This window comes from Mycobacterium sp. (assembly GCF_002863225.1).
GTDB lineage: Bacteria > Actinomycetota > Actinomycetes > Mycobacteriales > Mycobacteriaceae > Mycobacterium.
The window spans coordinates 32,567-54,372 of the sequence record NZ_PKEK01000024.1 but is presented as its reverse complement, the minus strand read 5'-3'; the positions used below and the strand labels follow the sequence as shown (position 1 = coordinate 54,372).

Annotated in this window: 25 protein-coding genes and 1 pseudogene; 5 read left to right on the top strand and 21 right to left on the bottom strand. The window is 63.3% G+C overall.

The features are described from left to right. Nucleotides 1-450: 450 nt before the first annotated feature. The 4 genes from CYU59_RS05295 to CYU59_RS05280 all read right to left on the bottom strand — a co-directional run bounded on the left by CYU59_RS05295 (nt 451) and on the right by CYU59_RS05280 (nt 2,464). The gene (locus CYU59_RS05295; protein ID WP_292976678.1) at nt 451-762 is read right to left on the bottom strand and encodes a hypothetical protein; all 312 of its coding nucleotides are present in this window, start codon (nt 760-762) and stop codon (nt 451-453) included. After that, nucleotides 759-1,088 (bottom strand): AbrB/MazE/SpoVT family DNA-binding domain-containing protein, encoded by a 330-nt coding sequence (locus CYU59_RS05290; protein ID WP_292976676.1) that lies wholly within the window; start codon nt 1,086-1,088, stop codon nt 759-761. Before CYU59_RS05290 ends, CYU59_RS05295 begins: the two co-directional genes overlap by 4 nt. A 126-nt stretch (nt 1,089-1,214) precedes the next feature. Beyond that, the gene (locus tag CYU59_RS05285; protein ID WP_292976674.1) at nt 1,215-1,862 is read right to left on the bottom strand and encodes an RES family NAD+ phosphorylase; all 648 of its coding nucleotides are present in this window, start codon (nt 1,860-1,862) and stop codon (nt 1,215-1,217) included. A gap of 14 nt (nt 1,863-1,876) precedes the next feature. Next, nucleotides 1,877-2,464: a DNA-binding protein gene (locus tag CYU59_RS05280; RefSeq protein ID WP_292976672.1), complete on the bottom strand. Its 588-nt coding sequence runs from the start codon at nt 2,462-2,464 to the stop codon at nt 1,877-1,879. 915 nt (nt 2,465-3,379) lie between these two features. Between CYU59_RS05280 and CYU59_RS05275 the strand changes: the two genes are divergently transcribed. Continuing rightward, on the top strand, nt 3,380-3,769 hold the full coding sequence (locus CYU59_RS05275; RefSeq protein ID WP_292976670.1) for a hypothetical protein: 390 nt from the start codon (nt 3,380-3,382) through the stop codon (nt 3,767-3,769). Nucleotides 3,770-3,831: 62 nt separating this feature from the next. Continuing rightward, a complete protein-coding gene (locus CYU59_RS05270; RefSeq protein WP_292976668.1) occupies nt 3,832-4,515 on the top strand; it encodes an RES domain-containing protein in 684 nt (227 codons plus the stop codon). A gap of 283 nt (nt 4,516-4,798) precedes the next feature. On the opposite strand, the gene CYU59_RS05265 is transcribed toward CYU59_RS05270, so the two are convergent. After that, a complete protein-coding gene (locus CYU59_RS05265) occupies nt 4,799-5,161 on the bottom strand; it encodes a metalloregulator ArsR/SmtB family transcription factor (RefSeq protein WP_292976666.1) in 363 nt (120 codons plus the stop codon). 94 nt (nt 5,162-5,255) lie between these two features. Between CYU59_RS05265 and CYU59_RS05260 the strand changes: the two genes are divergently transcribed. Beyond that, nucleotides 5,256-7,259, top strand: a complete 2,004-nt coding sequence (locus tag CYU59_RS05260) for a heavy metal translocating P-type ATPase (RefSeq protein WP_292976664.1) — start codon at nt 5,256-5,258, stop codon at nt 7,257-7,259. Then, nucleotides 7,243-7,389, top strand: a complete 147-nt coding sequence (locus CYU59_RS05255; protein WP_292976662.1) for a hypothetical protein — start codon at nt 7,243-7,245, stop codon at nt 7,387-7,389. The genes CYU59_RS05260 and CYU59_RS05255 overlap by 17 nt, the downstream gene beginning before the upstream one ends. 560 nt (nt 7,390-7,949) lie before the next feature. On the opposite strand, the gene CYU59_RS05250 is transcribed toward CYU59_RS05255, so the two are convergent. The 10 genes and pseudogenes from CYU59_RS05250 to CYU59_RS05205 all read right to left on the bottom strand — a co-directional run bounded on the left by CYU59_RS05250 (nt 7,950) and on the right by CYU59_RS05205 (nt 14,495). Continuing rightward, a complete protein-coding gene (locus CYU59_RS05250; RefSeq protein ID WP_292976660.1) occupies nt 7,950-8,297 on the bottom strand; it encodes a hypothetical protein in 348 nt (115 codons plus the stop codon). A 190-nt stretch (nt 8,298-8,487) separates the two neighbouring features. Further along, nucleotides 8,488-8,964: a transposase gene (locus CYU59_RS05245; protein WP_292976658.1), complete on the bottom strand. Its 477-nt coding sequence runs from the start codon at nt 8,962-8,964 to the stop codon at nt 8,488-8,490. A 727-nt stretch (nt 8,965-9,691) separates the two neighbouring features. Continuing rightward, on the bottom strand, nt 9,692-10,033 hold the full coding sequence (locus CYU59_RS05240; RefSeq protein WP_292976813.1) for a cation transporter: 342 nt from the start codon (nt 10,031-10,033) through the stop codon (nt 9,692-9,694). Nucleotides 10,034-10,096: 63 nt separating this feature from the next. After that, nucleotides 10,097-10,393, bottom strand: a pseudogene (locus tag CYU59_RS05235) (metal-sensing transcriptional repressor); the annotation flags it as partial. Between the two features lie 200 nt (nt 10,394-10,593). Then, entirely contained in the window at nt 10,594-10,848 is a 255-nt protein-coding gene (locus tag CYU59_RS05230) for an SHOCT domain-containing protein (protein WP_292976656.1), read from the bottom strand. A 64-nt stretch (nt 10,849-10,912) separates the two neighbouring features. Then, entirely contained in the window at nt 10,913-11,248 is a 336-nt protein-coding gene (locus tag CYU59_RS05225) for a hypothetical protein (protein ID WP_292976654.1), read from the bottom strand. Between the two features lie 86 nt (nt 11,249-11,334). Next, entirely contained in the window at nt 11,335-11,589 is a 255-nt protein-coding gene (locus CYU59_RS05220) for an SHOCT domain-containing protein (protein WP_292976652.1), read from the bottom strand. 110 nt (nt 11,590-11,699) lie between these two features. Next, nucleotides 11,700-12,653 carry a M56 family metallopeptidase gene (locus CYU59_RS05215; RefSeq protein ID WP_292976650.1) on the bottom strand — a complete coding sequence of 318 codons (954 nt, stop codon included), beginning with the start codon at nt 12,651-12,653 and terminating at the stop codon, nt 11,700-11,702. Beyond that, the gene (locus CYU59_RS05210; RefSeq protein WP_292976648.1) at nt 12,650-13,033 is read right to left on the bottom strand and encodes a BlaI/MecI/CopY family transcriptional regulator; all 384 of its coding nucleotides are present in this window, start codon (nt 13,031-13,033) and stop codon (nt 12,650-12,652) included. Before CYU59_RS05210 ends, CYU59_RS05215 begins: the two co-directional genes overlap by 4 nt. 175 nt (nt 13,034-13,208) lie before the next feature. After that, on the bottom strand, nt 13,209-14,495 hold the full coding sequence (locus tag CYU59_RS05205; protein WP_363113928.1) for an MATE family efflux transporter: 1,287 nt from the start codon (nt 14,493-14,495) through the stop codon (nt 13,209-13,211). On the opposite strand from CYU59_RS05205, the gene CYU59_RS28960 reads away from it, so the two are divergent. Further along, complete coding sequence (locus CYU59_RS28960) at nt 14,404-14,595, top strand: hypothetical protein (protein WP_363113930.1); 192 nt, start codon at nt 14,404-14,406, stop codon at nt 14,593-14,595. The two genes, CYU59_RS05205 and CYU59_RS28960, sit on opposite strands and share 92 nt — an antisense overlap. A gap of 40 nt (nt 14,596-14,635) precedes the next feature. Here CYU59_RS28960 and CYU59_RS05200 read toward each other — a convergent pair whose 3' ends face one another. The 6 genes from CYU59_RS05200 to CYU59_RS05175 all read right to left on the bottom strand — a co-directional run bounded on the left by CYU59_RS05200 (nt 14,636) and on the right by CYU59_RS05175 (nt 21,768). Then, nucleotides 14,636-16,009: a Y4yA family PLP-dependent enzyme gene (locus CYU59_RS05200; RefSeq protein ID WP_292976644.1), complete on the bottom strand. Its 1,374-nt coding sequence runs from the start codon at nt 16,007-16,009 to the stop codon at nt 14,636-14,638. Further along, on the bottom strand, nt 16,000-17,040 hold the full coding sequence (locus CYU59_RS05195) for an ornithine cyclodeaminase (RefSeq protein WP_292976812.1): 1,041 nt from the start codon (nt 17,038-17,040) through the stop codon (nt 16,000-16,002). Before CYU59_RS05195 ends, CYU59_RS05200 begins: the two co-directional genes overlap by 10 nt. Nucleotides 17,041-17,099: 59 nt before the next feature. Next, nucleotides 17,100-18,149: a PLP-dependent cysteine synthase family protein gene (locus tag CYU59_RS05190; RefSeq protein WP_292976642.1), complete on the bottom strand. Its 1,050-nt coding sequence runs from the start codon at nt 18,147-18,149 to the stop codon at nt 17,100-17,102. A gap of 251 nt (nt 18,150-18,400) precedes the next feature. Beyond that, nucleotides 18,401-18,886 carry a hypothetical protein gene (locus CYU59_RS05185; RefSeq protein WP_292976640.1) on the bottom strand — a complete coding sequence of 162 codons (486 nt, stop codon included), beginning with the start codon at nt 18,884-18,886 and terminating at the stop codon, nt 18,401-18,403. A 212-nt stretch (nt 18,887-19,098) separates the two neighbouring features. Further along, nucleotides 19,099-19,743, bottom strand: a complete 645-nt coding sequence (locus CYU59_RS05180) for a DUF305 domain-containing protein (protein WP_292976638.1) — start codon at nt 19,741-19,743, stop codon at nt 19,099-19,101. A 777-nt stretch (nt 19,744-20,520) separates the two neighbouring features. Continuing rightward, nucleotides 20,521-21,768: an MFS transporter gene (locus tag CYU59_RS05175; protein ID WP_292976636.1), complete on the bottom strand. Its 1,248-nt coding sequence runs from the start codon at nt 21,766-21,768 to the stop codon at nt 20,521-20,523. Between the last annotated feature and the right edge of the window lie 38 nt (nt 21,769-21,806).

The window sequence follows — 21,806 nt, the reverse complement described above, 5'->3', positions numbered from 1 at the left end:
TACCCCAGCCTTAATCCCGCGGGCCGGGTCGCTGCCGGTTGCGGCGTACTACGCTGGCGGGCGCGACCGATAAGGAAAGCGCGGATTCGGATGCCGTGGCCGACCGTCACCGGGTGACGGGTGCGGACTGGCGCAGATTCGCCGACTTCATTCGCGATCTCGACGACCCCGCGGTCATGGTCCACGCATGGGACTGACCCGACGCCGCAAGGGACCGACCCAGCTGCGTCACGCTGGGCTGGTCGAAACGGGTCGGCGGGGCAGGCCGGAAGCTGCTCGACGGACGCCCCAACACTGGAGTGCAAAGTTCGACGCTGGCTCAGTATTCCGAAATCAATTAGTATCACTGCGATCTCATAGCTCCTAGGGGCGACAGCTGCACTCCGCGTTAGTCGTCACGGGACAAATTCGAGGTTGGGGCGCGACCGGGGGAGAACGTCCGGTCGCGATCTAGGGGGATTTGAAGACGTCGTGGTCTCCGATGCGACGCCACCGGCAGCGCAATTCACCAGCGACCGTAACCAATTCGAATGTGACCCGCCCGTCAGGGCTGGCGAAGGACCACGTCATCTCCAAGATGCCGGGCGCGCCTTGCACTGGCTTGACGCGCAGCGAGCGCGGCCACCGAGTTGCCGGATCGGCGGCGTGGGCATCGCAGGCTGGGACGAACTTCGTTTTCACCACGTCCTGGAAGATCACTCGGTGCTCGGCCCTCAGTTTGCGGTAGTCGGCGTCGAACGCAGGGGTGGTCTCGAATTTCACGGCTGAGACGCGGCGTGGTCGGCCTGGGCCTGCGCGTCGAGGTGATTCAGGTGATTCAGGAAGGCGTCGCCGTAGTCGTGAACGGTGACCCGTCCGGCCGCCACGTGCTCGTCGACTTGCTTTTCCCGCTGCTGCCAGCGGTCCTCCCAGAACCACCGCTGGGCGGCGGGAATCGGTAGCGCTGGTCGAAGCTCGAGCACCCCGTCGTCACGCTCGGTGATCTCGACTTGAGCGCCCGATTCGTCGAGGTGCAGCCGCCGACGCACCTCGGCCGGCAGGGCAACGACACCGCGGCCCTGGACCGCCACGAAACCATGGAAAGTCATGAATTCATGGTCGCACATGGCCGTAAAGCGGTAAAGCGGTAATACGGCATTACCGATAATCTACGTATGGTCAACCAAATGCCGCCGAAGGGCCGGCGAGTTATCCGGTCGGAGGAGGAGGCCCGGTCAGATGACGGAGTAGCCGAGCCGTTCCGCGGTGCCGGCGAGCCGCGAGACCAAGGCGGGATGGGTCAGGGTTAGGGAGATTGTCGGGCGTTGCGGCATGGCGGTGGCGGCGGGCAAGTACAGGGCTGCGCACGGGTGGCCAGCGAATCGGCTGTTGTAGCGAACGCCGTCGAGATCGGGGAAGGCTTCGACGATGGCGCGCGCCCACCGTTGTGTGGTCGGGTGCGGAGCGGTCGAGATCGCGAAGGTTCCTCCGGCCCTGGTTGCCCAGGCCCCGTCACTGTCGACGGCCAGATCGAGCAGGTGCAACGTCCGGGTGAAGGCGAGTCCGGTCAGGTACGGACGGTCGCGAACGCGGTCGATTGTGCGATCGCCTTGGAAGGCCTCGGCGATCGCTGCATCGAGTGTGCCTGCTCCGTACCACACCGCGCAGTCGGCGTGTTCCCGAGCGGGCTTGGGATGCGGATCGAAGCGCAGCACTGGTCCGTAGTGGCGGAATTCGTTCCACGTCAACACAAAATCGCCTTCGGTGCGGTGCACTCGCCACCAGGTCTCCGACGGAGAGACGCTGTGAAGCTCCGCGTCGCGGATGCCGATCTTGCGTAGCTGCGATCCAGGCGGCGGATCGGGCAGGGTTGAATGAGGCAAGGTGGGGTCGGGCGTTATCGGCTGGCCCAGTCGGCCGCCTCAACGAGGCTCAGGACCGGGTCGATGTCGCCGCCGCTTTGAAGCCACTCCAATGGATGTACCGGGCGACCTTGTAGCGCCAGATCCGGATGGGGGGTACGCAGGAATCCCGCGACCGCCACCGGGTGCAGGTTGGGTGCCAGTGCGGCGAATACTCTGTCCAAACCCCGAATCTGCTTGTGGGGCAGGCATGTCTGCGGGTCAGTCTCGAACTGCAGCGCAGGAAACACCCAGGCACCATTGTCATTGATCGCCCATAGCGTCCTGGCGAGCCGGCGCTGGCGCACGCGCGATTCGTTGACGTTCAACGCTGCCGACACCTCGCGGGCCGAGTAGGCGGTGTTGACGAGCAGTGCCATGTGGGCCACCGTGTCGGCGGCCACCCGCGCGTATGCATCCGGGTCTTCCGTGAAACCGGCGTCATCGAGGAGGCGCGCCTCATCCGGGGAAAGCTCGGCAGCCCAGGGTCGGATGGCCGGGAGTGTCTTGAGCGCGGCGAGCATGTCTTCGCGGCGAAGCCGGAACTTCTGATACAACAAGACGTCGAGCTCGTCAGCAGTCATCAGTCACACACCTCCATACGACTAACGATACCTAACAATGTAGGCTTACGTTAGTCAACGGTCAAGGTCGGCGAGGCATCAGCGAGAAAAACCGCAAGCCGGACAAGCCTGACTGGCGCCGGCGAATACTTGGACGGGCCGCGCCATATCGCCGACGACCGGCTTGCGTCCTCCCGTGCGTCAACGGTGTCAATCTTGAGGTAGAGCACCTACGCTTATCAGCAACTAAGAGCATGAGAGGTACTGTACTGCCGATGTTTTCGTGGAACCATTATCAGAGCGTAATACGTCACTGTGACGAAAGATGTTCGGCACCAAGCGGTTTCGATACGATCCGCCCCACCGCCAGCAGCAGCGACTATGACGTGTTGTGCAGCGAGAGACACGACAGCTTGCATGCATCGGAGGCGAGCTGTTTCGCGGCGAATCTCTAGAGCCGACGTAGTTCTCGCGGTGAGCGAACGAGTGTCGCGCTGACCGGACCCGCGGTGCCCACGTGAATACTTCACCCTGTCGTTGTTCAACACCAATCAAGCTGCCCGACATCGTCTTTCACCGTGTTTCATGGACAATTGCCATTATCCATGAACTCTAGGCTCCATGTTCATTTGGCGAATCACGCGACCCGCCACCACGTGCCCGGCGCGCTTCTCGCCGGCATGTGTCATCCCGGCCTTCCGGTTCGATAGCGCTCCACCTTTGGCCACATAGTCGCCGGGCCGTATTGGCAACGAAGCCGCTGGATCTTGCCGTCGGCGATCTAACGAATGCAGCCGACGTGACGATCCTTTTGGCATGTACGCGTCAAACGCTATTCGCCGACGATTTTCCCGGAACAAACGAGTTGTGCTCGATAAGGCCAAAACTAGACTGTGATGATAGGTGTGATGTAGAGTGTCATCGGAGGTGTCAACCATGCTGACGTCCGCGCGACCGGACCTGGACGCATACAACGCCGCACTGACCATGAGCACCGCTGAACTGGTCAGCAGCCTGCGCGAGCTGCTGGGCGCCAAACTGGTCGCTTACCTGGGCAACGTCAAAGAGACCCGCGCAGTGCGGCAATGGGCGGAGGGCACGCGCGGCATCGCCAACTCGGCTGACGTTGATCGACTCCGCGTTGCCTACCGCGCCGCCAGCATAATCACCCAGCGTGATGGCAAGGAGGTCGCCCAGGCTTGGTTTCAGGGCCTCAACCCGTTGCTCGATGACTGTGCCCCGGCCCGGCTGTTGCGCGAGGGTGAGCTGGAAACCGTTGGGCCCGAGGTGCTCACCGCGGCCCGCCAGTTCGCCGCCGTGGGGTGATGTCTGATCGGGTTCGTGTTGACACACCTCACGGTGTTCTGCATGCCGTTCGCCAGCACCGCGTGCGCGTGTACCGCGTGGGCTACCAGCCTGATCCGTGGGCCTGGACGCCCTGGGAGTACGCCGGGGCCGACGGCCGGTTTCACGGCCGGTGGGACGACCCCCATGGCACCTGGCGCACCCTCTACCTGGGCGCCTCGCCACTGGCGTGCTTCCTCGAGGTGCTCGCCCGCTTCCGGCCCGATCCACGAATGAGCGCTGAGATGGGCGAAATCGTCGACAACGACGAGGACGGCCACCTCTACCCCACCGCTGCCGCCGGCCGTTTGCCCCGAAGCTGGTGCGCACCGCGCCTCCTAGGCACCGGGAGGTTGAGCGGAGTCTTTGCCGTGCCCGGCCATCAGGAGTCGCTCGCCACAGTGCGTAGAGGGTTCCTGGCAACGGCGCGGTCGTTGGCGCTGGCTGATCTTGATGCTGCCGCCATCCGCGACAGCCGGCCTCGTGCTCTGACTCAGGCCATCGCGGCTTGGCTCTACACGCTGCGGACACCAGATGGTAAGCCACTCAACGGGATACAATTTCAGTCACGCCACGGCGATGGCTTGATGTTGTGGGCGGTCTACGAACGAGATCCCGCCGCGGCCAGCCCCCCAGAAGTCGACCAGGACTCCTTCGGCCGAATCGCCACGGACGACCCGCGGCTACTCGACGCCATGCGGTTGCACCACCTCGCCTGGTCGGATTAGCAACGCGCCCTGAAAATGGGCCGTCCCCCGGAGAGCCCGATCCTTGCGTTTCCCCCGGATCGGCATGGAACGCCCTGGCACACAGTGATACCTGTCGGTGACGGCTTATAGATCGAACGACGCTGTGCGTCAGCATCTTCCGTCATATCCATGGATATTCTCTAATATCCATGAAGCACGTTGTCTCCGATGTTGGGGCATTCTCATTGAATCTGGGAGAGCGTTTAGCGTTGGTGTGTGCTGACCTCGGCGGTCGAAGCGCCACTAAATCCGGCAACACCTTTTAGGCCGTGGCGGAGGGTTCGTCGGGGACGCTGAGCCCAAGATGTTCGGTGTGGTAAACGGCCTCGTCTAGCAGCATCGCGACGTGGTTGTCGTAGAGGCTGTAGATGACGGTGCGGCCCTTGCGAGTACCGGTCACCAGGCCCAGCGCCCGCAGTAGCCGCAGTTGATGCGAGACCGCGGACTGTTCCATTTCCACCGCCTCGGTGAGTTCGGAGACCGAGCAGGCGCCGTGTCGTAGCCGGGTCAATATCCGCAGCCGGCTCGGTGTCGCCAATGCCTGCAGCGTGGCCGCCACCGATGCCGCCGAGTCGGCGTCCAGCTGTGCGGGTGGGGCGACCCGGCCTTGAACTCCATGACCCATACGGGGATCCTATCAACGTGCAGGCATGAAGACACCTTCATTCGTTCCTGTATCGTGTTCCGTGTTCTCCTGCCCTGATCCCCGGAGGTAACGCATGTCGTCTCAGCTTCTCGACCACGCCGAGGGACGGACCACCGATGCCAGGGCGGCGTCGATCCGCACGCGGCCCTTCGCGCTGCCCGAGGTGCGCTGGGCGGCGGTGGCCACGGGGTTGTTCGCGCTCGGGTTGGCCGCCCAGTACTTCGGTGCCCCGGCCTGGTTGTGGTGGGTGTTGTATCTGGTCTGCTACGTCACCGGCGGCTGGGAACCCGCGTTGGCCGGGCTACGAGCGTTGCGGGCCAAGTCCCTTGATGTCGATCTGCTGATGATCGTCGCCGCGATCGGCGCGGCCGCGATCGGCCAGGTTCTTGACGGCGGGTTGTTGATTGTCATCTTCGCCACATCTGGTGCGCTGGAAGCATTTTTGACCCAACGTACCGCCGACTCGGTGCGCAGCCTGCTCAACCTGGCACCCGAACGGGCCACCCTGATCACCGGCGTCGGTGAGCAGACCGTGGATGCGGCGGCCCTCACGGTGGGCGATGTGATCGTGGTGCGCCCGGGTGAACGCATCGGCGCCGACGGTCAAGTCATCTCTGGTGCCAGCGACGTCGATCAGGCTTCGATCACCGGCGAACCCCTGCCGGTCACCAAAGAGCCCGGCGACGAGGTGTTCGCCGGGACCCTGAATGGCACCGGGGTGCTGCGGGTGCGGGTGGACCGGGCCGCCGCGGACACCGTGATCGCCCGCATCGTGGCCATGGTCGAAGAAGCATCGGCCACCAAGGCCAAGGCCCAGCTGTTCATCGAGAAAGTCGAGCAGTACTGCTCGGTCACCGTGGTGGCCGCCACCTTGGCGGTGTTCTTCATCCCGCTGGCCCTTCACGCAGCGGTCCAGCCGGCGCTGCTGCGGGCGATGACGTTCATGATCGTCGCCTCACCGTGCGCAGTGGTGCTGGCAACCATGCCGCCGCTGCTGGCGGCGATGGCCAACGCAGGCCGAAACGGGGTGCTGGTCAAGTCGGCGGTGGTGATGGAACAACTCGGGCGGGTCTCCGCCGTGGCGTTCGATAAGACCGGCACCCTCACCCGGGGTACGCCGACACTCACCGATGTCCGACCCCTCACCGGCAGCGGCCTCGACGCCGACGACCTACTCACCCTGGCCGCGGCCGCCGAACACCCCAGCGAGCATCCACTGGCCGCCGCGATCGTGGCCGCCGCCACCGACCGCGGCCTCACGCTGCCGATAGTCGAGCAGTTCGACTCCGCACCGGGCCGCGGCGTGCGCGCCACGGTTGACGGCCGCAAGGTCGCCGTCGGTAGCCCCACCCAGCTGCTGCCCGCCAGCTCAACACCCGGGCAGGCGGACACCGCTCGAGCCGGCGCGGTGGTGACCGGGCTCGAAGACAGCGGCAAAACCGCGGTCATCGTCACCGTCGACGGCACGGTGGCCGGCGTGCTGGGGCTCGAAGATCAACTGCGCCCCGACGCCGCCGACACCGTACACACGCTGAGGGGCCTGACCGGCGCGGCCCCGGTGCTGTTGACCGGAGACAACCCGCGCGCGGCCACCGCGCTGGCAATGCGAGTCGCGATCGATGACGTGCGCGCTAGATTGCTGCCCCAGGACAAGGTCGATGTCGTTCACGAACTCGAGGACACCGGCCACCGAGTGCTGCTAGTCGGCGACGGCGTTAACGACGGCCCCGCGCTGGCCGCCGCGCATACCGGAATCGCCATGGGCCGGGCCGGATCTGACCTTGCCCTGGAGACCGCCGACGCCGTCGTCGTGCGCGACGAACTGGCGACCATCCCTAGGGTCATCTCGTTGTCACGGCACGCCCGGCGGGTGGTGATCACCAACCTCGTCATCGCATCCACCTTCATCACCGTGCTGGTGTTGTGGGATCTCCTCGGCCATTTACCCCTACCCCTAGGCGTGGCTGGCCACGAGGGCTCCACCGTCCTAGTCGGCCTCAACGGAATGCGGCTATTAGCCCGCCGCGCCTGGGCACCCACACCTCGGACTGCGCTTCGCAATGAGCCCCCGTCCTGAGGTGTGGCTGGCCGTCGAGCCAACACACCTACCCCACTACGGTCACACCGCGGGCATCGTCGGCACCGTGATCATTTTGGGCATCGTCGCCCTGGTGGCCGCTGCAACTTGGCTGCACAGGGACCGATGACTCGTCGGGCACACCGCTTCAGGGCTCGGCGTGCGGATACTCGGCAAGCCCGTCGTTTCGCCTACCAATCAACGCATTCCGCCACGTGCTCGTCTTCCAGCCGCCGGGGGATCACGGGAAATGGGTGGGAAACGGTTCATTTGTAGGGCGGTATCGCGTAGTCGCACCGTCAAATCTCATCGACAGCAAGGCCACCTCAAAATCGAAGTTGCCCCAAATTCAGTGAGAAAATGCCTGCCTCAGATTCCCATTCAAACTAGGGCACCCCAGCTCAACACCCGCAACATGCCCCAGATTTGGTGAGAACGGACACATGAATACATTCGTGGTTAGGCGCTGCCTCGTGGTGACACGCATCGGTGCTCGAAGCTTAATACCGTTGCGGCGGTCTCTTTGGTTCTAGCTGCGCCGCCGCCAGGAGCTCATCGTCCAGGTCGATCAATCTCTTGGCATGCCGACTTCATAGGAAGTGTGTAGGGGTTTGCCGGGGAAAGAATTCGGGTGCGATATTGTGCTGCCCAGTCTCTGGAACGCATACGGTGGGCAGACCAGCGCCGGGCCTATGTGACCACCGAGGCCGCTATCGCCAAATCGCGGTCAGCTAAGGCATTGTGATGATTGCTTCGGGGAGAACACTTGGGCGGAGTGCTCATGATCAATTTCGCAATCGACGGACATCGGATGTGTTGCGGCTCCACTCCACCCGCGCAGACGTAGTACGCATTTGAATCCTCGGGGTCCGGCAGATACTGGGCGTTTGCGGCGTCTGCGCCGCTCGGGCAGGTGATGTTATCGCCCGGGGAGATGTGCGTCGGCTGCGTGTGGGCTACAGCCGGACTCACAATTGGCATCCATCCGGCGCCGACAACGGCCCCGATAACGGCCACTTGCTTAATCTTGGCGAACATGACGACTCCTCCTAATCATTCGGGTGGCGTTCCTACTCAATACTTTCCGCGCCGGCTCAGTGTCTCGATAAGGGCCTTTTGGCCCGAACTTAATCGCCGGACGTCACCTGTGACTCAGTCGGCGGTGATCTCCGGCGAGCGGTGAGTGACCCTGTGATGAAAATGAGTTCACCTCCAAGTCACGGCGCCGCTACGCTGGCGGGCGACGGTTCACCGACTGGGCATCCAGTTGTTTGTGGTAGCCCGGTGATACGCCGAGCAGCTCGGCTAGCCGGGTCAGGTCGTGGCTGGCGCAGTTCGCGGCGATGAGCTCGAGGCGGCTCGCTTTCGATACTGCCGTCGCAAAATACGCCGAGACGTTTTCCAGAATGGCAAGTTTTGTGGCCTGCTGGGCAACCGTCGCTCGTAGTCGCACCAACTCCGCACGCTCAAGCGCCGAACATGGCTGTACGCCATGGGAATCTGTCTGCTGGCCTGCGCGGGCTTCGGCCATTCGCCATCGCTCATCGCGCACCCAGGTGTACAACAGGTTCTTGTGGAGGCCTAATTCACCGGCTACCTCGGCAACACGCCGATGCTCATCGATCACCAAGTGCGCAGCGTTCACCCGATACTCGGGGGTGAACGAACGCCGACCTCGTGACACACCTACTCCTGGTCTCGCCATCTCCGGTGGGGAACTACTTGAGGCGGGCCACGATGATCGTGAAGACACTGATTGAGGTGATGGCCAGGACCCGGCAGAGCCAGCGAGCCCCATTTCGGTAGTCGTGGTGGTGGAGATCGTGTCAGTCATGGCTGCGCATCCTTCGTGCGGCGCATCAACGAGTTACGACGAATGTACTATTCTACTTAGTAGGCTAGTAGAACCATCCGCAGGTGTCGATGTAGCCCCTCCACCCATTGTTGGGAGGGTATGGGCGCGACGCGCAGTGTCGCGTGCCGGCGGTGCGGCCGCGCCACCCGACGAGCCTTCGCTCCCCCTGCGGTTGCATTATGAACTGCGTACGGAGTAATTACATTATTTGAGTACCCGCTAGGACTCCCGCTGCCCTACAAGAGATTTCATCACCTGCCTATTCCCCTGGTCATTCGACGCGGGCCAGGCAGACGGGTTTCCGCCCTTCCGACACAGACTGTGAGCACATGCCGCCTCTAATCCCCCGGAACGACACGCCCCGGCTATCTCGGATCAGGCCTCGACGCACATATGCCTCCGCACGTGACAGCCGCCGCGTCGACGTGCAGTCCCAAGCCCGCCCTGACGAGTTCGAGACGACGTAGCCGAATGTACAGAGCCGGCAAACTCATTTGAAGGCGGAGCAATGCCCGGGCCCTGCTGAGGGCTGCATGTGCTCAAGGCAACGGCAGATCTGGACGTCAAGTAGCGGGATTCAGATGCCATCACCGTCGACGAACCCAAGCCCAGCTTGGCCAGCCGCTTGCGTAACCGACACCGGACAAGACCCGTGCGTTGTGGCCCCGGGGCCACGTTTCCAGCGCGGGTCATGATTGCCAGTCCTTTTTCCTGCGGTCGTCATCCTCGCGTCGACAACGTGGTAGCCCTGGTCCTCGATGGCCTCGATCAGCCGCCGGGCGGGCGCTCGGTTGTCGTGATGAATGACGACCGTCTTCGTCGCTACGTCGACCTCCACCGCGCCGACACCTGCGATGGGGGCGAGTATGCCTTCGATCGCGGTCTCGCATCTTTGCGAAGAGATCCCGGGTAGCGACAAGGTTGTAGCCGCCAGGAGCTGGCCAGTGTCGCCTGCAATGCCCCGACGGATCCCGGAGCTGTTGAGCTGAGCTTGCGGGCCAGTAAACGCGGGCATGAACTTGACGGCGTCAACCAGTTCTTCGATGGCCGCATGTCCCCGGCCGTACAACACCGCGTCCGAAACGCAGGTCTCCAGGTGTCTGTGCAACGTCACGCGGCTCGCGCGTTCCAGTGAGCTCTGAACCTTCTGGATCTGTTTCATCACGTCCACGCATTGTGCGTCGGATTCCAGCATCCGTGTGACCTCATCCAGCTGCACCCGCACGGTATCAACGTGGTCTAGCGCCGCGTGTTTTTTCGTCGTCAACTCCAGGCTCATCGCTCTCCAATTCTTGGACCTCGAGACATGACTCAAGCCATTCCCACCCGACGGGTGAGATAGTTAGGAAACCCGCTTTGCGGGCAGGGTTATAGCTGACCGCGCCAGCACGGTCGGCCTGGCGGCGGCGCTTGTTCTGATCGTCGCCGGCGGCCGGTCAGCGGAAAATTCAGCGCTGGCGCGGTGGAGAACTCGCACCCTCACCGATTCTGCCGCAGCACTGTCATTCGTCGCTGGTATTCACCATCGTCGAGTTCGCCGCGCGCGTAGCGCTCGGCAAGCAGGCCCTCCTCGCGGGGAGCGCCGCTGGCCAGGGACGCGCCAGCACCGCCTAGCGAGACTAGATGCCGCACTATCAGCACTACAGCGGTGATAAGCAGCGCCCACAGCAGAAACGTTTCGGCCATCCACACCCAATGAGCCCACCCCCCGTCACCGCAATGCCCCATCATCATCCTGGCTCCTTTCCGAGAGTTCCGTCGCCACTATTCGGACCGACTGCGGCCCGCGTAAAGCGTGCTAGGGCGTGCGGGTAGGCATGGGCATACTCGGCATCGGTGCGCCCGGCGTCGGCGCGCCCGGCATCGGGGACATGCTCGGCATGGGCGACATCGGCGGCATCGACGGTTTATTCATCGGCATTTTCGGGTCGTCCATCATTTTCTTCATGTCGGCTTCCATGGGTTTACAACAGTCCTGCTGCGCGGAATGCCCTGGGCTTGGGTGCACAAAGAGGAGATACACGCCGGCGGCTATGACGAATATGCCAACCGCGATGCCGGTAACGGCCAGGGTTGGGTAAAGCCAGCGAGTCCACCTCGAGTTGGACCGGGTGGCGGGCGCGGTGTCTGTCACGGGTTCCTCCTGATGGGGATAATCACGTACGTGCTACTGGCCTACTTAGTAGAACAGTAGAACTGCGCGAGTGCAAGTAGAAACTCTCACCGGTGCTTGAGTAGCCGCGTTAGCTTGTGCTGGTATTCATCTTCGTCGATGTCGCCGCGCGAATAACGTTCCGCGAGCAGCCTTTCCGCTGTGCTCGGCCCGGCATCTTCGGCTGACCCGGTGTCGCGCGATGAGACCAGGTACCGCACGTTAAGGACGACTGCGGTGATCAGCAATGCCCCGAACACCACCAGTGCTACGGCCATGAGGGTCGAGCCGCCCCATGCCCAGTTGCCGCCGTGCATCATCATCGGGTACCTCATTGATTCGTTCGACAGCGCCGTCTACGCAGTTGACATCGACCGCGGCTGATGTCATCGACTTGATGTCGTCACCAGGGGGTCGGAGCGGATGGGCATCGCTACATTCCGCACAGCAGGATGCCCGAGCCAGCCAGCGTCGCGATCATGACAGGCCCGGCAACCATGACCGCGACGACGCTGGTCAGTGCCGCCCGAGCCCGGGCTATCGCCGGATCTGCTGTTGGTACAGCGAGCCGTTCGGCCCGCGCCAACACGGCGACATCGGCAGCCGCAAGTGATCCAGCTGGGGCTGCGCGGCACAGGGTGATCAACCCAGACAGCAACGGCGCACTGCCGTGTCGGCGGGCTGAGGCGTCGTCGGCGCACATCTCCAACAGCCGCGGCACCTCCGTGGCGCCCTGGCGCATCAGGGTCAGCCTCGGAAATACCGCGGTCAGGCCGCGCACGATAGTGACCGCGAGCGAATGATGTCCGGAGAGGTGGGCGCGTTCGTGGGCAAGTACCGCCGCCAGCTCGTGATCGTCGAGTGCCGCAACCGCAGCGCTGGTCACCACGATCGCTGAGGGCCGGCCCGACACGCAGTAGGCGGCGGGTTCGCTGGCCTCCACGATCACGACGTCCGGGTCGCCGGTGCGGTGACCGACGAGGCGCACGGCATCGGCGTGCTCGTGGGCGCGCACCTGCATTCCTGAGATGGTTCTGGCCAATCGCCCGCCGGCGAGGGCCACCATCAACGCCGCCGCCACAATCATCGCGCCCACCGTCACCTGCGGTGCCAGCCCAGCACTGTCACTGAGCACCGTCACGACGCCACGCAGCCGGACTAGGCACGACGCGGCAAGGGCGCGCGGGTAATTCCAGTGACTGATCATCTCGACGATGACGATCCCCACGACAGCCAACCAGATGAGCACCACGGTGCCGATCGCGGTCAGCCACGCCGCAACCCCGAAACGGGGAGCATGCCCATGCCGGGTCAACGCACGCAACAGCGGCGGTGCCGCGACAAGCACCGCCAGGCTATAGAGCAAGAGACAAACGGCGATGCTCACCGCTGCTTCGTCCGTTTCGCCAGCTTCTGCAGTGCGGCGTGCAGTCGCGTGGATTCCGCGGGACCGATCTGCTCGACGAAGTGGTGCAACACCAGATCAGGGCTGCCGCCGCCATCGAGTGCCTCGTGCATCAGCCGCGCGCTGTGCTGCTCTCGCGACAGGGTCGGCCAATAGCGGTACGCCTTGCCCTCACGTTCCCTGGCCAGCCAGCCCTTGGTATGCAGGTTGTCCATCGTCGACATGACCGTGGTGTAGGCGATGGTCCGCTCGGCCGCCAAGCCGTCGAACACCTCTCGCACCGTTGTCGCGGTGGCCGGATCGCGGCTCCAGATGCGGTCCATGACGACCGCCTCGAGCTCCCCAAAACCTCGAATCCGCACCCTGGGCCTCCCGCGTACCGGTGCCGGGTCACCGTCGCCCGACGTAAAGGCCGAAACCGACCTCGATCAACATACTTGCTCCGTACGTAGATAGTAATGCAAGGCACCGGCCCCCCGGGCCACCAGACAATGCAGGCCGCCCCTTGTCCGCCTGATCAGAGATCCTGAAGGGCGTTCAAAATTCGCGTGCCGCTGGCCAGACAGTTTGTGGCAGGTCCCGATGAAACCGGCGCAGGAGCAACACCGCTGTCGCGGCGAAGCCTGTGCTGAGCCCGATCCACACTCCTGGACCGTGCAGATGCGCTGGGAAGGCGAGCAACAGCATCGTCGGCAAGCCCACCATCCAATAGCCGATCGACGTGACACGAAATCCACTCGTAGTGTTTCCGATGCCTCGTAGCAAGCCGACCGAAATATTTTGCGTGAAGTCCACGATCTGCTGAACTATTGCGAAGAGCAGAAAGAGCTTGGCCAGCATCATGGTTGACGAGTCGGCCGGATTGAGAAATGGCCGCAACACCAGGTTTGGCGCAGACACATACACCAGCCCGATAAGGGCCGTGGTCAGCCATCCCAGGACGAGCGCTGCGGTGGCGATCTGCTGGGCATGTTCTTTGTCGGCCCTGCCGACGGCGCGGCTGATGAGAATTGATGCCCCGTGAGACAAGCCGATACTGACTTGAAAGGCGATGCGTGTCAGTTGGTTCACCACGTTGTAGGCGGCTAGCGCGATCGGGCCGAACGTCCCCATCACCACGGCAGCCAGCGAGGTGATGCCGGCTTCGGAGCCGTAGGTCAGCGAGATCGGGATGCCCAGCCGTGCGATGTTGCGCGCCATTTGAGCGTCTGCTTTCCAGCCGTGGATGGATAACAGCGGGGCAAGTTGACTGTCGCGCCTCACGATCCAGTAGAACGCGACAACGGTAGCGACCTGAACCAGTGTTGTGGCCAGCCCGATTCCGGCGAGTCCGAGCTTGGGAAGCCCTAGCAGACCGTAGATGAACACCAGGTCTAGTGCGGCGTTCATCGCGATGGCGGCGATGCTGACAGCTAATAGCGGGCCTGGTCGGCGCATCCCGACGCTGAACTGGCGTAAAACGTTCAGCCACACCATCGGAACAAGCCCGGGAGCCAGCGCGATCATCATGGGTCGCGCGAGTCTCAGCACACCCTCGTCGAGCCCAAAGAGTGGCAAAACGTAACCCAAGCCGATCAGCGCGACTCCGAGGAGCCCAGCGGCCACCGTCGCCACCAAGAAAGCTGACCGGGTGATCTGGCGTATTTCGTTCTGCGCCTGCTCATCCGGGCGATCAGTGCCCGAGCGTGCTTCACCGCGACCCGCCGCACCCGCAACCAGGTTTCCCACCGCGGTGACGACGCCGACGCACATCGTGCGCATCAGGTTGTACAAGGTGGCGGCCAACCCACCAGCGGCGATGGCCTGCACCCCGATGAGCCCCATGATGGCCAAGTCGGTGGCAGTCAAGGCGACCTGGGCGAATTGGACGCCGGCGATCGGTGCCGCCAACGCAGTCAGTTGCCGACTGGTACGCACCAAGTAACCAAGGCGCGCTCTGCGAGTCTCAGCGACGGGCGGATGACTCACTGACCAGAGCCGTTTTCGTCAAGCTGCCAGCGGAACCGGCCTCGGTCGTCGGTGCTCACCACGATCTTGGGAGGTAACGGGAGTCGGTGAAACTCCGATTCGTTTTTGTCCATCTGGTAGCCGGCCGTATTGGGGTAGATCAACAGGTCGCCGTGACGCGGTTCCCGTGGCAGCACGACTTTGCGCCAGGTCAGCATGTCATATTCTAGGCAGCTGGCCCCACCGACACAGGCCCGCACAGTGTTTGTCGGATCGAGCTCGTCGGTGTCTTTTTGTGGCCACAGCATCGGATCTGGAAGAAATTCACTGGACTTCCATTGCTCCGACAGGCTCATGCTCAACCCGTCAACGGTGACGATCCCGTAGTCGCTTCGCCGCTTGAAACCCTGGACCGGGAAAACCGTAAGCCCTGCCCCGTCCAGCAACGCACGTCCTGGTTCAACGAGCAGTGTGGTTTCGGTCTTCGCGAATTTTTCGCCGACTGTGCCTGCGCCGCAGTCCGTTTCGCTGGACAAGATCGCGGCCAACATTTCCGCGCCGGTCGGCGACTGATGATAGGGATAGAAATGGCTGAAGGTCTTTCCGCTGTGAAAGTCGGCCTCATCAGCGTCGCGTAAAAACCGGGCCCACGTGTCGGCATCAAGATAGCTCACCGCGAAGCCGCCGCCGATCGAAATGGACGTCGCCGCCAGCCCTTGTGCTCGCGCCTGCACGACACGGTCGACCAGTTGGGCCGCTAGCTGGGCGCGCGGTTTGACCTCGTATCCGTTGAGGTGAAAGGAGAATCCTTCCATGGACACGCGGGACCGCTGCTGAGCGCATCGCTGCAGAGCGATGTCCAGTTCGGCCGAGTCGAGGCCAAATCGGCTGTTGGGGTTGGCGTCCGGGAGCACCCGCAGCATGATGCGGGCACCCTCGCCACGACGGGCTAGCGCGATCACCCGGTCCAGCTCGTCGAGGGCATCGACGGCGATCAAACAGCCGTGTCGAGATGCCAGCCAGAGCAAACGCTCGCTTTTGGCCGGGCCTGTAACGACGATATCGGCGCCGCGCACACCGCGCGACAGCGCTTGTATCAGTTCCGGGGCGCTGGACGCGTCGACGCCCGCGCCGGTCTCGGCGCACACCGACAGCCAGCATCCCGCCTTGTTCGCCTTCTTGGCGAACAGCACTTGTCCACTTACCCCTGATGACGTAAAAGCGTGGGTGAAGGCTTTTAGGTTGCGCTCGAAGCGCGGAGGGAACAGCACGTGAAACGGCCCGCCTATCGCATGAGCCATATCGGCTAACAACGAAGGATGGGCGGCGAGCTGCCCGAACCATGATGGCGCAATAGCGGGCAACGACAAGGGATCAGGTGCTAGCTCCACAGTCGGATCTCCTGTCCGCGCCCCAGCGCGATCGCCTGGGTGGCTAGGGCATGGGCCACCGGGATGTCGGTGATGGCCATGCCGCTGTTGAACACGAAGACCCGGTCGGTCTTGTCCCGCCGGGAGGGCGCTGTCCCGGCAAGGATGTCGGGCAGTTCGGCGTCCAGCGGCAGCGAACCGTCCTCGTTCGCGAAGCGGGTACCCGTTACTGCAAGCTGACCCGCGGTGGTCGCGACTCCGTAGTCGGCGTCGCGAAGCGACGACGGATGCACCCCTGTGCCGTTCACCGAGATGAACAGCGCCCCGGGTTTCAGCCAGCTGGTGCGCAGCTTGACGTCGGTGGCCGGGCCGGCCGACGTCGCAACCATCACGTCGGCTTCGCCGGCGGCTTGCTCCGGATCGGTCACCACCTCGATGTCTCGGTCCGGGTGCTGCTCGCGAACATACGCGCGCACCGAGGCGATTCCGTCGGGATGGGTGGCGAACAGTAGCAGCCGTTCCAAGTCGGGGAGAGCGCTGAGCAGGAACGGAAAAGTTTCCCTTCCTTGCGCACCAGAACCGCTCACCAGCGCGGTCCGCGCCCCCTCGGGGCCGCATGCGGCGGCGATCAGTGCGGTGCTGGCCGCAGTGCGCAACGTGGTGACTCGGGTGCAATCCATAAACGCTAACGGCACGCCGGACTTATCATCGTACAGAGTGATGGTGATGTATTCTTTTTTCCCTTCGTCATTTTGCATGTAATAGTCTTTGAAGGCCAAGATTTGCAAACCGCCGTCATAACCGGGCATCGCATACGATGCTGAATCTCTGTGCGGTGACCGCATCATTATTTTCGCCGGGGCTACAGAAGAGCCTTGTGCCACTCGCAGATACGCGCCCCGGACGGCTTCGATGACGTCGCGGGGAGTGATTGGGAGGTCATCGATGTCGCTGCGGGTAAGCACGGGCAGCGTCACATCCTCACGCGAGAGGATCTGCTGCACCGGTTGGCTTGCTGCGGGAGATTGCATATGTCGGGTTCCGTTCTGCATATCGTTCACGGTCAAATCTTAAACAAGCGCCTTGGACTGTTTCAGTGTTGAGTTCGCCTTTATGCGGGGATTTTGTTGTAGTCGTGGAGCGTAGTTGTCGTGGGGTCGACGACGGTGGTGCAGCGGGTCCAGCGTTGCACGACGGCCTGGGCGGGTGCGCTGATCTCCTCGGGCCCGCTGGGCGCCGCCATGTCGAGTAGACCGTGTTGGCGGCAGTAGTCGTCGTTGTAGATGGTGTCGAAGTAGCGTTGTGGGCCGTCGGGAAATACCGCGGCGATGCGGGTGCCACGCGGGTAGTTTCGCGCGGCCCAGCCGGCGACCAGGGCGACCGCACCCACACTCCATCCGCCGCTTGTGTAATAGGTGGCGGCCAAGGTGCGTGCCGCCCACACCGCTTCGGCCGGGGCTACCCAATGCACCTCGGTGAAGGCGCCGTAGTCGACGTTGCGCGGATAGATGCTCGACCCCAGTCCGCGCATCAGCCGTGAGGCGGCGGGTTGCCCGAAGATCGTCGAGCCGACGGTGTCCACGCCGATCAATCGCATTTCCGGGTTGTGTCGGCGCAGCACACGGGCCATCCCGGCCGAATGCCCGCCGGTACCCACCGAACACACCAGCACGTCAACACCGCCGAGCTGGTCGAGCAACTCCAGCGCTAGCGGCCGGTAGGCGTCGGTGTTGTCGGGGTTGTTGTACTGGTCGGGATTCCAGGCCTGGGGATCTGCGGCCAACAGCTGCGCCACCCGATCTTTACGGGCCTGCTGCCAGCCCCCGGTGGGATGGGGCTCTGTGACCACGTCCACCTGTGCCCCATAGGCGGCCAGCATGTGCTGGATGATCGGCTCCATTCCTGGGTCGGTGACCAAAGTGACCGGATGCCGATACACCATGCCCGCTAAGGCCAGCCCCAAACCTAAGGTGCCGCTGGTGGATTCGACGATGCGGGCGCCGGGCAGCAATTCGCCCCGCAGTCGGGCGCGTTCGACCATGTGCATGGCCGGGCGGTCCTTCATGCCGCCGGGGTTAGCTCCTTCGAGTTTCGCCCAGAATCCGCGGTCGCTGCGGCCGAACGGTTCATCGATCCACAGCACTGGTGTGTTACCCACCATGGCGCCCACCCGGCGATACCGATCCGGAGCGTGGCGACACTGCTGCGGGGTGGGACGAAACCTATCGGGGGCAACGGGATACCGGCAGGAGTTGTGATTTCGCGAGATGTGCGAAGTGTCGATGGACAGGACGTGAGTCATGGAGTTCCTCGCATGAGCGTCGGCGCCGCAAGATAGGGGCGGCAATTGACTTGGGTCAGCGGTCACCGGCCATCGGTGCCAAGAGCACACAACGGCCTAACGCTGACCAGTCAGCGACGTGCGAGGCAGAGCCGGGTCAACCGATCTCGACCCGTAACAACTAACGCCAGCCCAGACGGCGGACCCCGCCCGGCCGACACCGCATAGCCGCCGAGCGCACCGATGGCGGCGAGCACTGCGACCACCACACCCAACGCGGTCAACGCGGTAGCCGACCGCGGCAACACCGCGGACGCGAACTGCTTAGGAGCATGCGACGACCCGTCCACAAGATGCGCGTGGTCGACAGCGACAGCGAACTCAGCACCCACCGACGTCAACAACGCATGTGGTTGGTGGGCTTTATGGTGCTCCGCCGACAACGATCCACCGTGAGCGGCCACAGCCGTAAGCCCCCACACCATCGCCGCCGCCACTAACACCGACCACAACCAAGACCAACCCGCGTTGGTGGGCCTAGCAAGGCGGCCCGCGCTGGGACGAGCATCGCTGGCAACGCGCGTTGCGAAGCCGGATGCCACGTGCGGGATGTCCACGCGGCTGAGTCTATACCCCCGGGCCGTACCGCGTCACGCGGAGCGGCTCGCTTGACGCTGCCTGTCACGCAATCGTGATGGTTGCTCAGGTACACGATAGTTTTCTTCAAGTCAGCTGGCGGTTCTGCGTTGCTTCGACGTTCGTCTTCCGCTGACGGGCTCGGGCTGGGGTCAGGTGGCGCTCAAGGCGCCGCCCCGGGGTCAGTGAGCTTTTACAGCGTCCTCAAAATGCCTTGCATGGTGTTGATTTCGCGCTGCTGGTCGGTGACGATCGAGTGCGCGAGGGCAACGGCCGGCGAATGTTGACCGGCTTTGATTTCGTCTTGAGCCATGGTGATTGCGCCTTGATGATGCTGAATCATCTGAGTCAGGAATAGCTTGCTGGCGTCAATGCCCTGCGCGTTTTGCAGAGCCTGCATGTCCTGTTCGGACATCATCCCGTTCATTCCGGTTATGCCAGGCATACCACCTTGGTTAGGCATCGCAGATGTCATGCTGCCCGGCATGGTCGGCATTGTCGGTTGACCCCACTGGCTCAGCCAGGTTTGCATCCGTTGTATCTCGGGTCCCTGCGCCGCCTTGATTTGGTTGGCTAAATCGACCACGCGAGGGTCGATGCCCTGTTCACCCAAGATGATGTCGCTCATCTGGACCGCTTGCTGGTGGTGGGGAATCATGCGCTGGGCGAACCTGGCGTCCTCACTGTTGTGCGCTTGTGCATCTGCCGGCGAACGCGATACGCCGGAGGTCCGTTCGGTAACGCTGGAGGGTCCCTGATCGGCTGCGCCGCCACACGCGGTCATACTCAGCAGCGCCGCGACTGCAGCGGCAGCCAAAATCAGTAACCGTCGCCTCATCAAATTTTCCTTTCCTCGCCCGCGGCCCACGATGCGCTCGGCCTTCCCGGTAGATACTACGTACGGGTATGACGTACCAGCGATATCACAGTTGATCGACCCGAACTCAGGGAGCCCACCGCCGGGATTGACACGCAAATTTCCCGTCCACAACCTCCGCGCTGCGCCAGGATGACGTTGTATCCAGCGGACTATGAAGTGCTGGCCAAAGTCTGGTACTTGGGGGTGGCGCGCCCGAATATGGGAACAGCTCGTCGCTGCATCGAGTGCCCGGAGCTGGCGAGCGGGCACTCGATGTGGGGTGCGGCACCCGCTATTTCGCTCGCCGCATCGCCCTCGTTGTCCGTCCTGCTGGTGCGGTCGTTGGATCGATCTATCACAGGCGGCGCTGGATAGGCTGCCGCGCACCCCACCGAACTGCGTGATGTTTCGCGTCTTGCGGTCGGTGGGCGGGTGTTTATCGCTGCTATCGGCCCGTCCAGCATTGCGATCCTGGCGCGGCTCGCCCGCGTTGCGCACGGTCATACCAAGCTGCACAGGGTCTTTGATCAGCACCGCACGGACGTTGTCACCGGTACCGGTGTCGCGACGGTATTGCGTCGCTGTGGAACGGCCGTGCGTGCGACGGCTGCGGTATCGCTGGGTCCGCTCACGCGTGGGCACTCGCCGCCGAAAATGGGCTGCCACGGCCTCGGCCGCCGCCATTGCGGCCAGCTTGGTGTCTCGTCGGTGCAGCCCGGAAAACGATCGAATCACGCTCCGAAAGCTTTGATCTCTTCACCGTCGGGCGCCAGTCGGCGCCTCCAGATAGTCACGGCGGTCAAGGCCGCGCAGCGCCAACACGGCGATGATGCCGACGAGAATCATTCCAGCCCATATGAGTTCGCTGGAGCCAGCCTCGCGTGCGGCACCCATGAGGGCGCCGGTGGCCAGATTGCCGACAAGGACTCCGGTCCCGACGATGGTGTTGTAGAACCCGTAGTGGGTCGCCACCAGCCGGCCTCCTGCTAGCGAGACGACCGTGTCCATCTCGAACGGGAAGACCGCGGCTGCCCCAACGGCCAGCATGGCGACGGACACCAGGAGCGCGGCCAGTGCTGGAAAAATACCGAAACGTTGAGCGTCAGGTGCAATGATCAACGGCAGGAATGAACCGGCCAAGATGGTCATGCCAACGGCCAGGCTGCGTCCGCGGTTCCAACGCGCGGCGAGCCAATGGGTGATTCGCAACTGGGCGGCGACCGCGACCAGACCTGAAACGCCGAAAAGCGCTGCTACTAAGTATTTTTCGTAGGCAGGCGAGAGAAACGATGCCTGCAGCGGCAGCGCAAGGAAAATTTGGGACGATAATATGTAGGAGCCGGTCATCACTGCGGCGAACAGCAGAAAGGGCGGGTTGCCGATAATGGCCCGCCATTCCCGCAGTATCGACGTCTGCACCGTGTCGGGATCAGCGTCTCGCTTAGGCAGTGTCAGCAGTTGGGCTACCGTTAGCACAGCGGACAACGCCGCCGCGGATAGCGCGCTGATCCGAAAATCGATGGCCACCAGTGCGACCCCGATCAGCGGACCGACCAGAATCCCTGCCTGGTAGAAGATGTTGAACATCGCGAAAGCTTCCACGCGGCGATCACCGGCGTCGACGGCGAGGTAGGCGCGGATGGCGGGGTTGAACAGCGCGGCCGTCAAACCGATTGTCGCTGAAGCGATTAGCACAGCGGGAAATGACTGGGTAATCGCCAGCAAGGCGAACCCGCCGGTGCGCAACAGGCATCCGGTAACGATGAGCGCTTTGTAGCCGACTCGGTCGGCGAGCGTGCCGCCAATGATGAACATGCCTTGCTCGGAAAAGTTCCGGATACCCATGACCAGCCCGATAGCCCACGCTGCGAGCCCGAGCGGGCCGGCGAGGTACCCGGCCAGGTAAGGCATCAGCATGTAGAAGCCGACATTGATGACAAATTGGTTGACCATCAGTACCCGAATAGCTCTGGGGCAACTGCGAAACCGCGCGATGAACGCCATTACCGCATCACCTCAGTTGGTTGACGATCGTGGTGTTC

Excerpts from the sequence above, each read along its gene's own strand:
- CYU59_RS05265 (WP_292976666.1), bottom strand. The coding sequence starts at position 5,161 with ATGGGTCATGGAGTTCAAGGCCGGGTCGCCCCACCCGCACAGCTGGAC.
- CYU59_RS05175 (WP_292976636.1), bottom strand. The coding sequence starts at position 21,768 with ATGGCGTTCATCGCGCGGTTTCGCAGTTGCCCCAGAGCTATTCGGGTA.
- CYU59_RS05220 (WP_292976652.1), bottom strand. The coding sequence starts at position 11,589 with ATGATGATGCACGGCGGCAACTGGGCATGGGGCGGCTCGACCCTCATG.
- CYU59_RS05280 (WP_292976672.1), bottom strand. The coding sequence starts at position 2,464 with ATGACTGCTGACGAGCTCGACGTCTTGTTGTATCAGAAGTTCCGGCTT.
- CYU59_RS05290 (WP_292976676.1), bottom strand. The coding sequence starts at position 1,088 with ATGACTTTCCATGGTTTCGTGGCGGTCCAGGGCCGCGGTGTCGTTGCC.
- CYU59_RS05250 (WP_292976660.1), bottom strand. The coding sequence starts at position 8,297 with ATGTTCGCCAAGATTAAGCAAGTGGCCGTTATCGGGGCCGTTGTCGGC.
- CYU59_RS05275 (WP_292976670.1), top strand. The coding sequence starts at position 3,380 with ATGCTGACGTCCGCGCGACCGGACCTGGACGCATACAACGCCGCACTG.
- CYU59_RS05260 (WP_292976664.1), top strand. The coding sequence starts at position 5,256 with ATGTCGTCTCAGCTTCTCGACCACGCCGAGGGACGGACCACCGATGCC.
- CYU59_RS05180 (WP_292976638.1), bottom strand. The coding sequence starts at position 19,743 with ATGAGGCGACGGTTACTGATTTTGGCTGCCGCTGCAGTCGCGGCGCTG.
- CYU59_RS05245 (WP_292976658.1), bottom strand. The coding sequence starts at position 8,964 with ATGGCGAGACCAGGAGTAGGTGTGTCACGAGGTCGGCGTTCGTTCACC.
- CYU59_RS05190 (WP_292976642.1), bottom strand. The coding sequence starts at position 18,149 with ATGGTGGGTAACACACCAGTGCTGTGGATCGATGAACCGTTCGGCCGC.
- CYU59_RS05195 (WP_292976812.1), bottom strand. The coding sequence starts at position 17,040 with ATGCAGAACGGAACCCGACATATGCAATCTCCCGCAGCAAGCCAACCG.
- CYU59_RS05205 (WP_363113928.1), bottom strand. The coding sequence starts at position 14,495 with ATGGGGCTCATCGGGGTGCAGGCCATCGCCGCTGGTGGGTTGGCCGCC.
- CYU59_RS05255 (WP_292976662.1), top strand. The coding sequence starts at position 7,243 with ATGAGCCCCCGTCCTGAGGTGTGGCTGGCCGTCGAGCCAACACACCTA.
- CYU59_RS05230 (WP_292976656.1), bottom strand. The coding sequence starts at position 10,848 with ATGATGATGGGGCATTGCGGTGACGGGGGGTGGGCTCATTGGGTGTGG.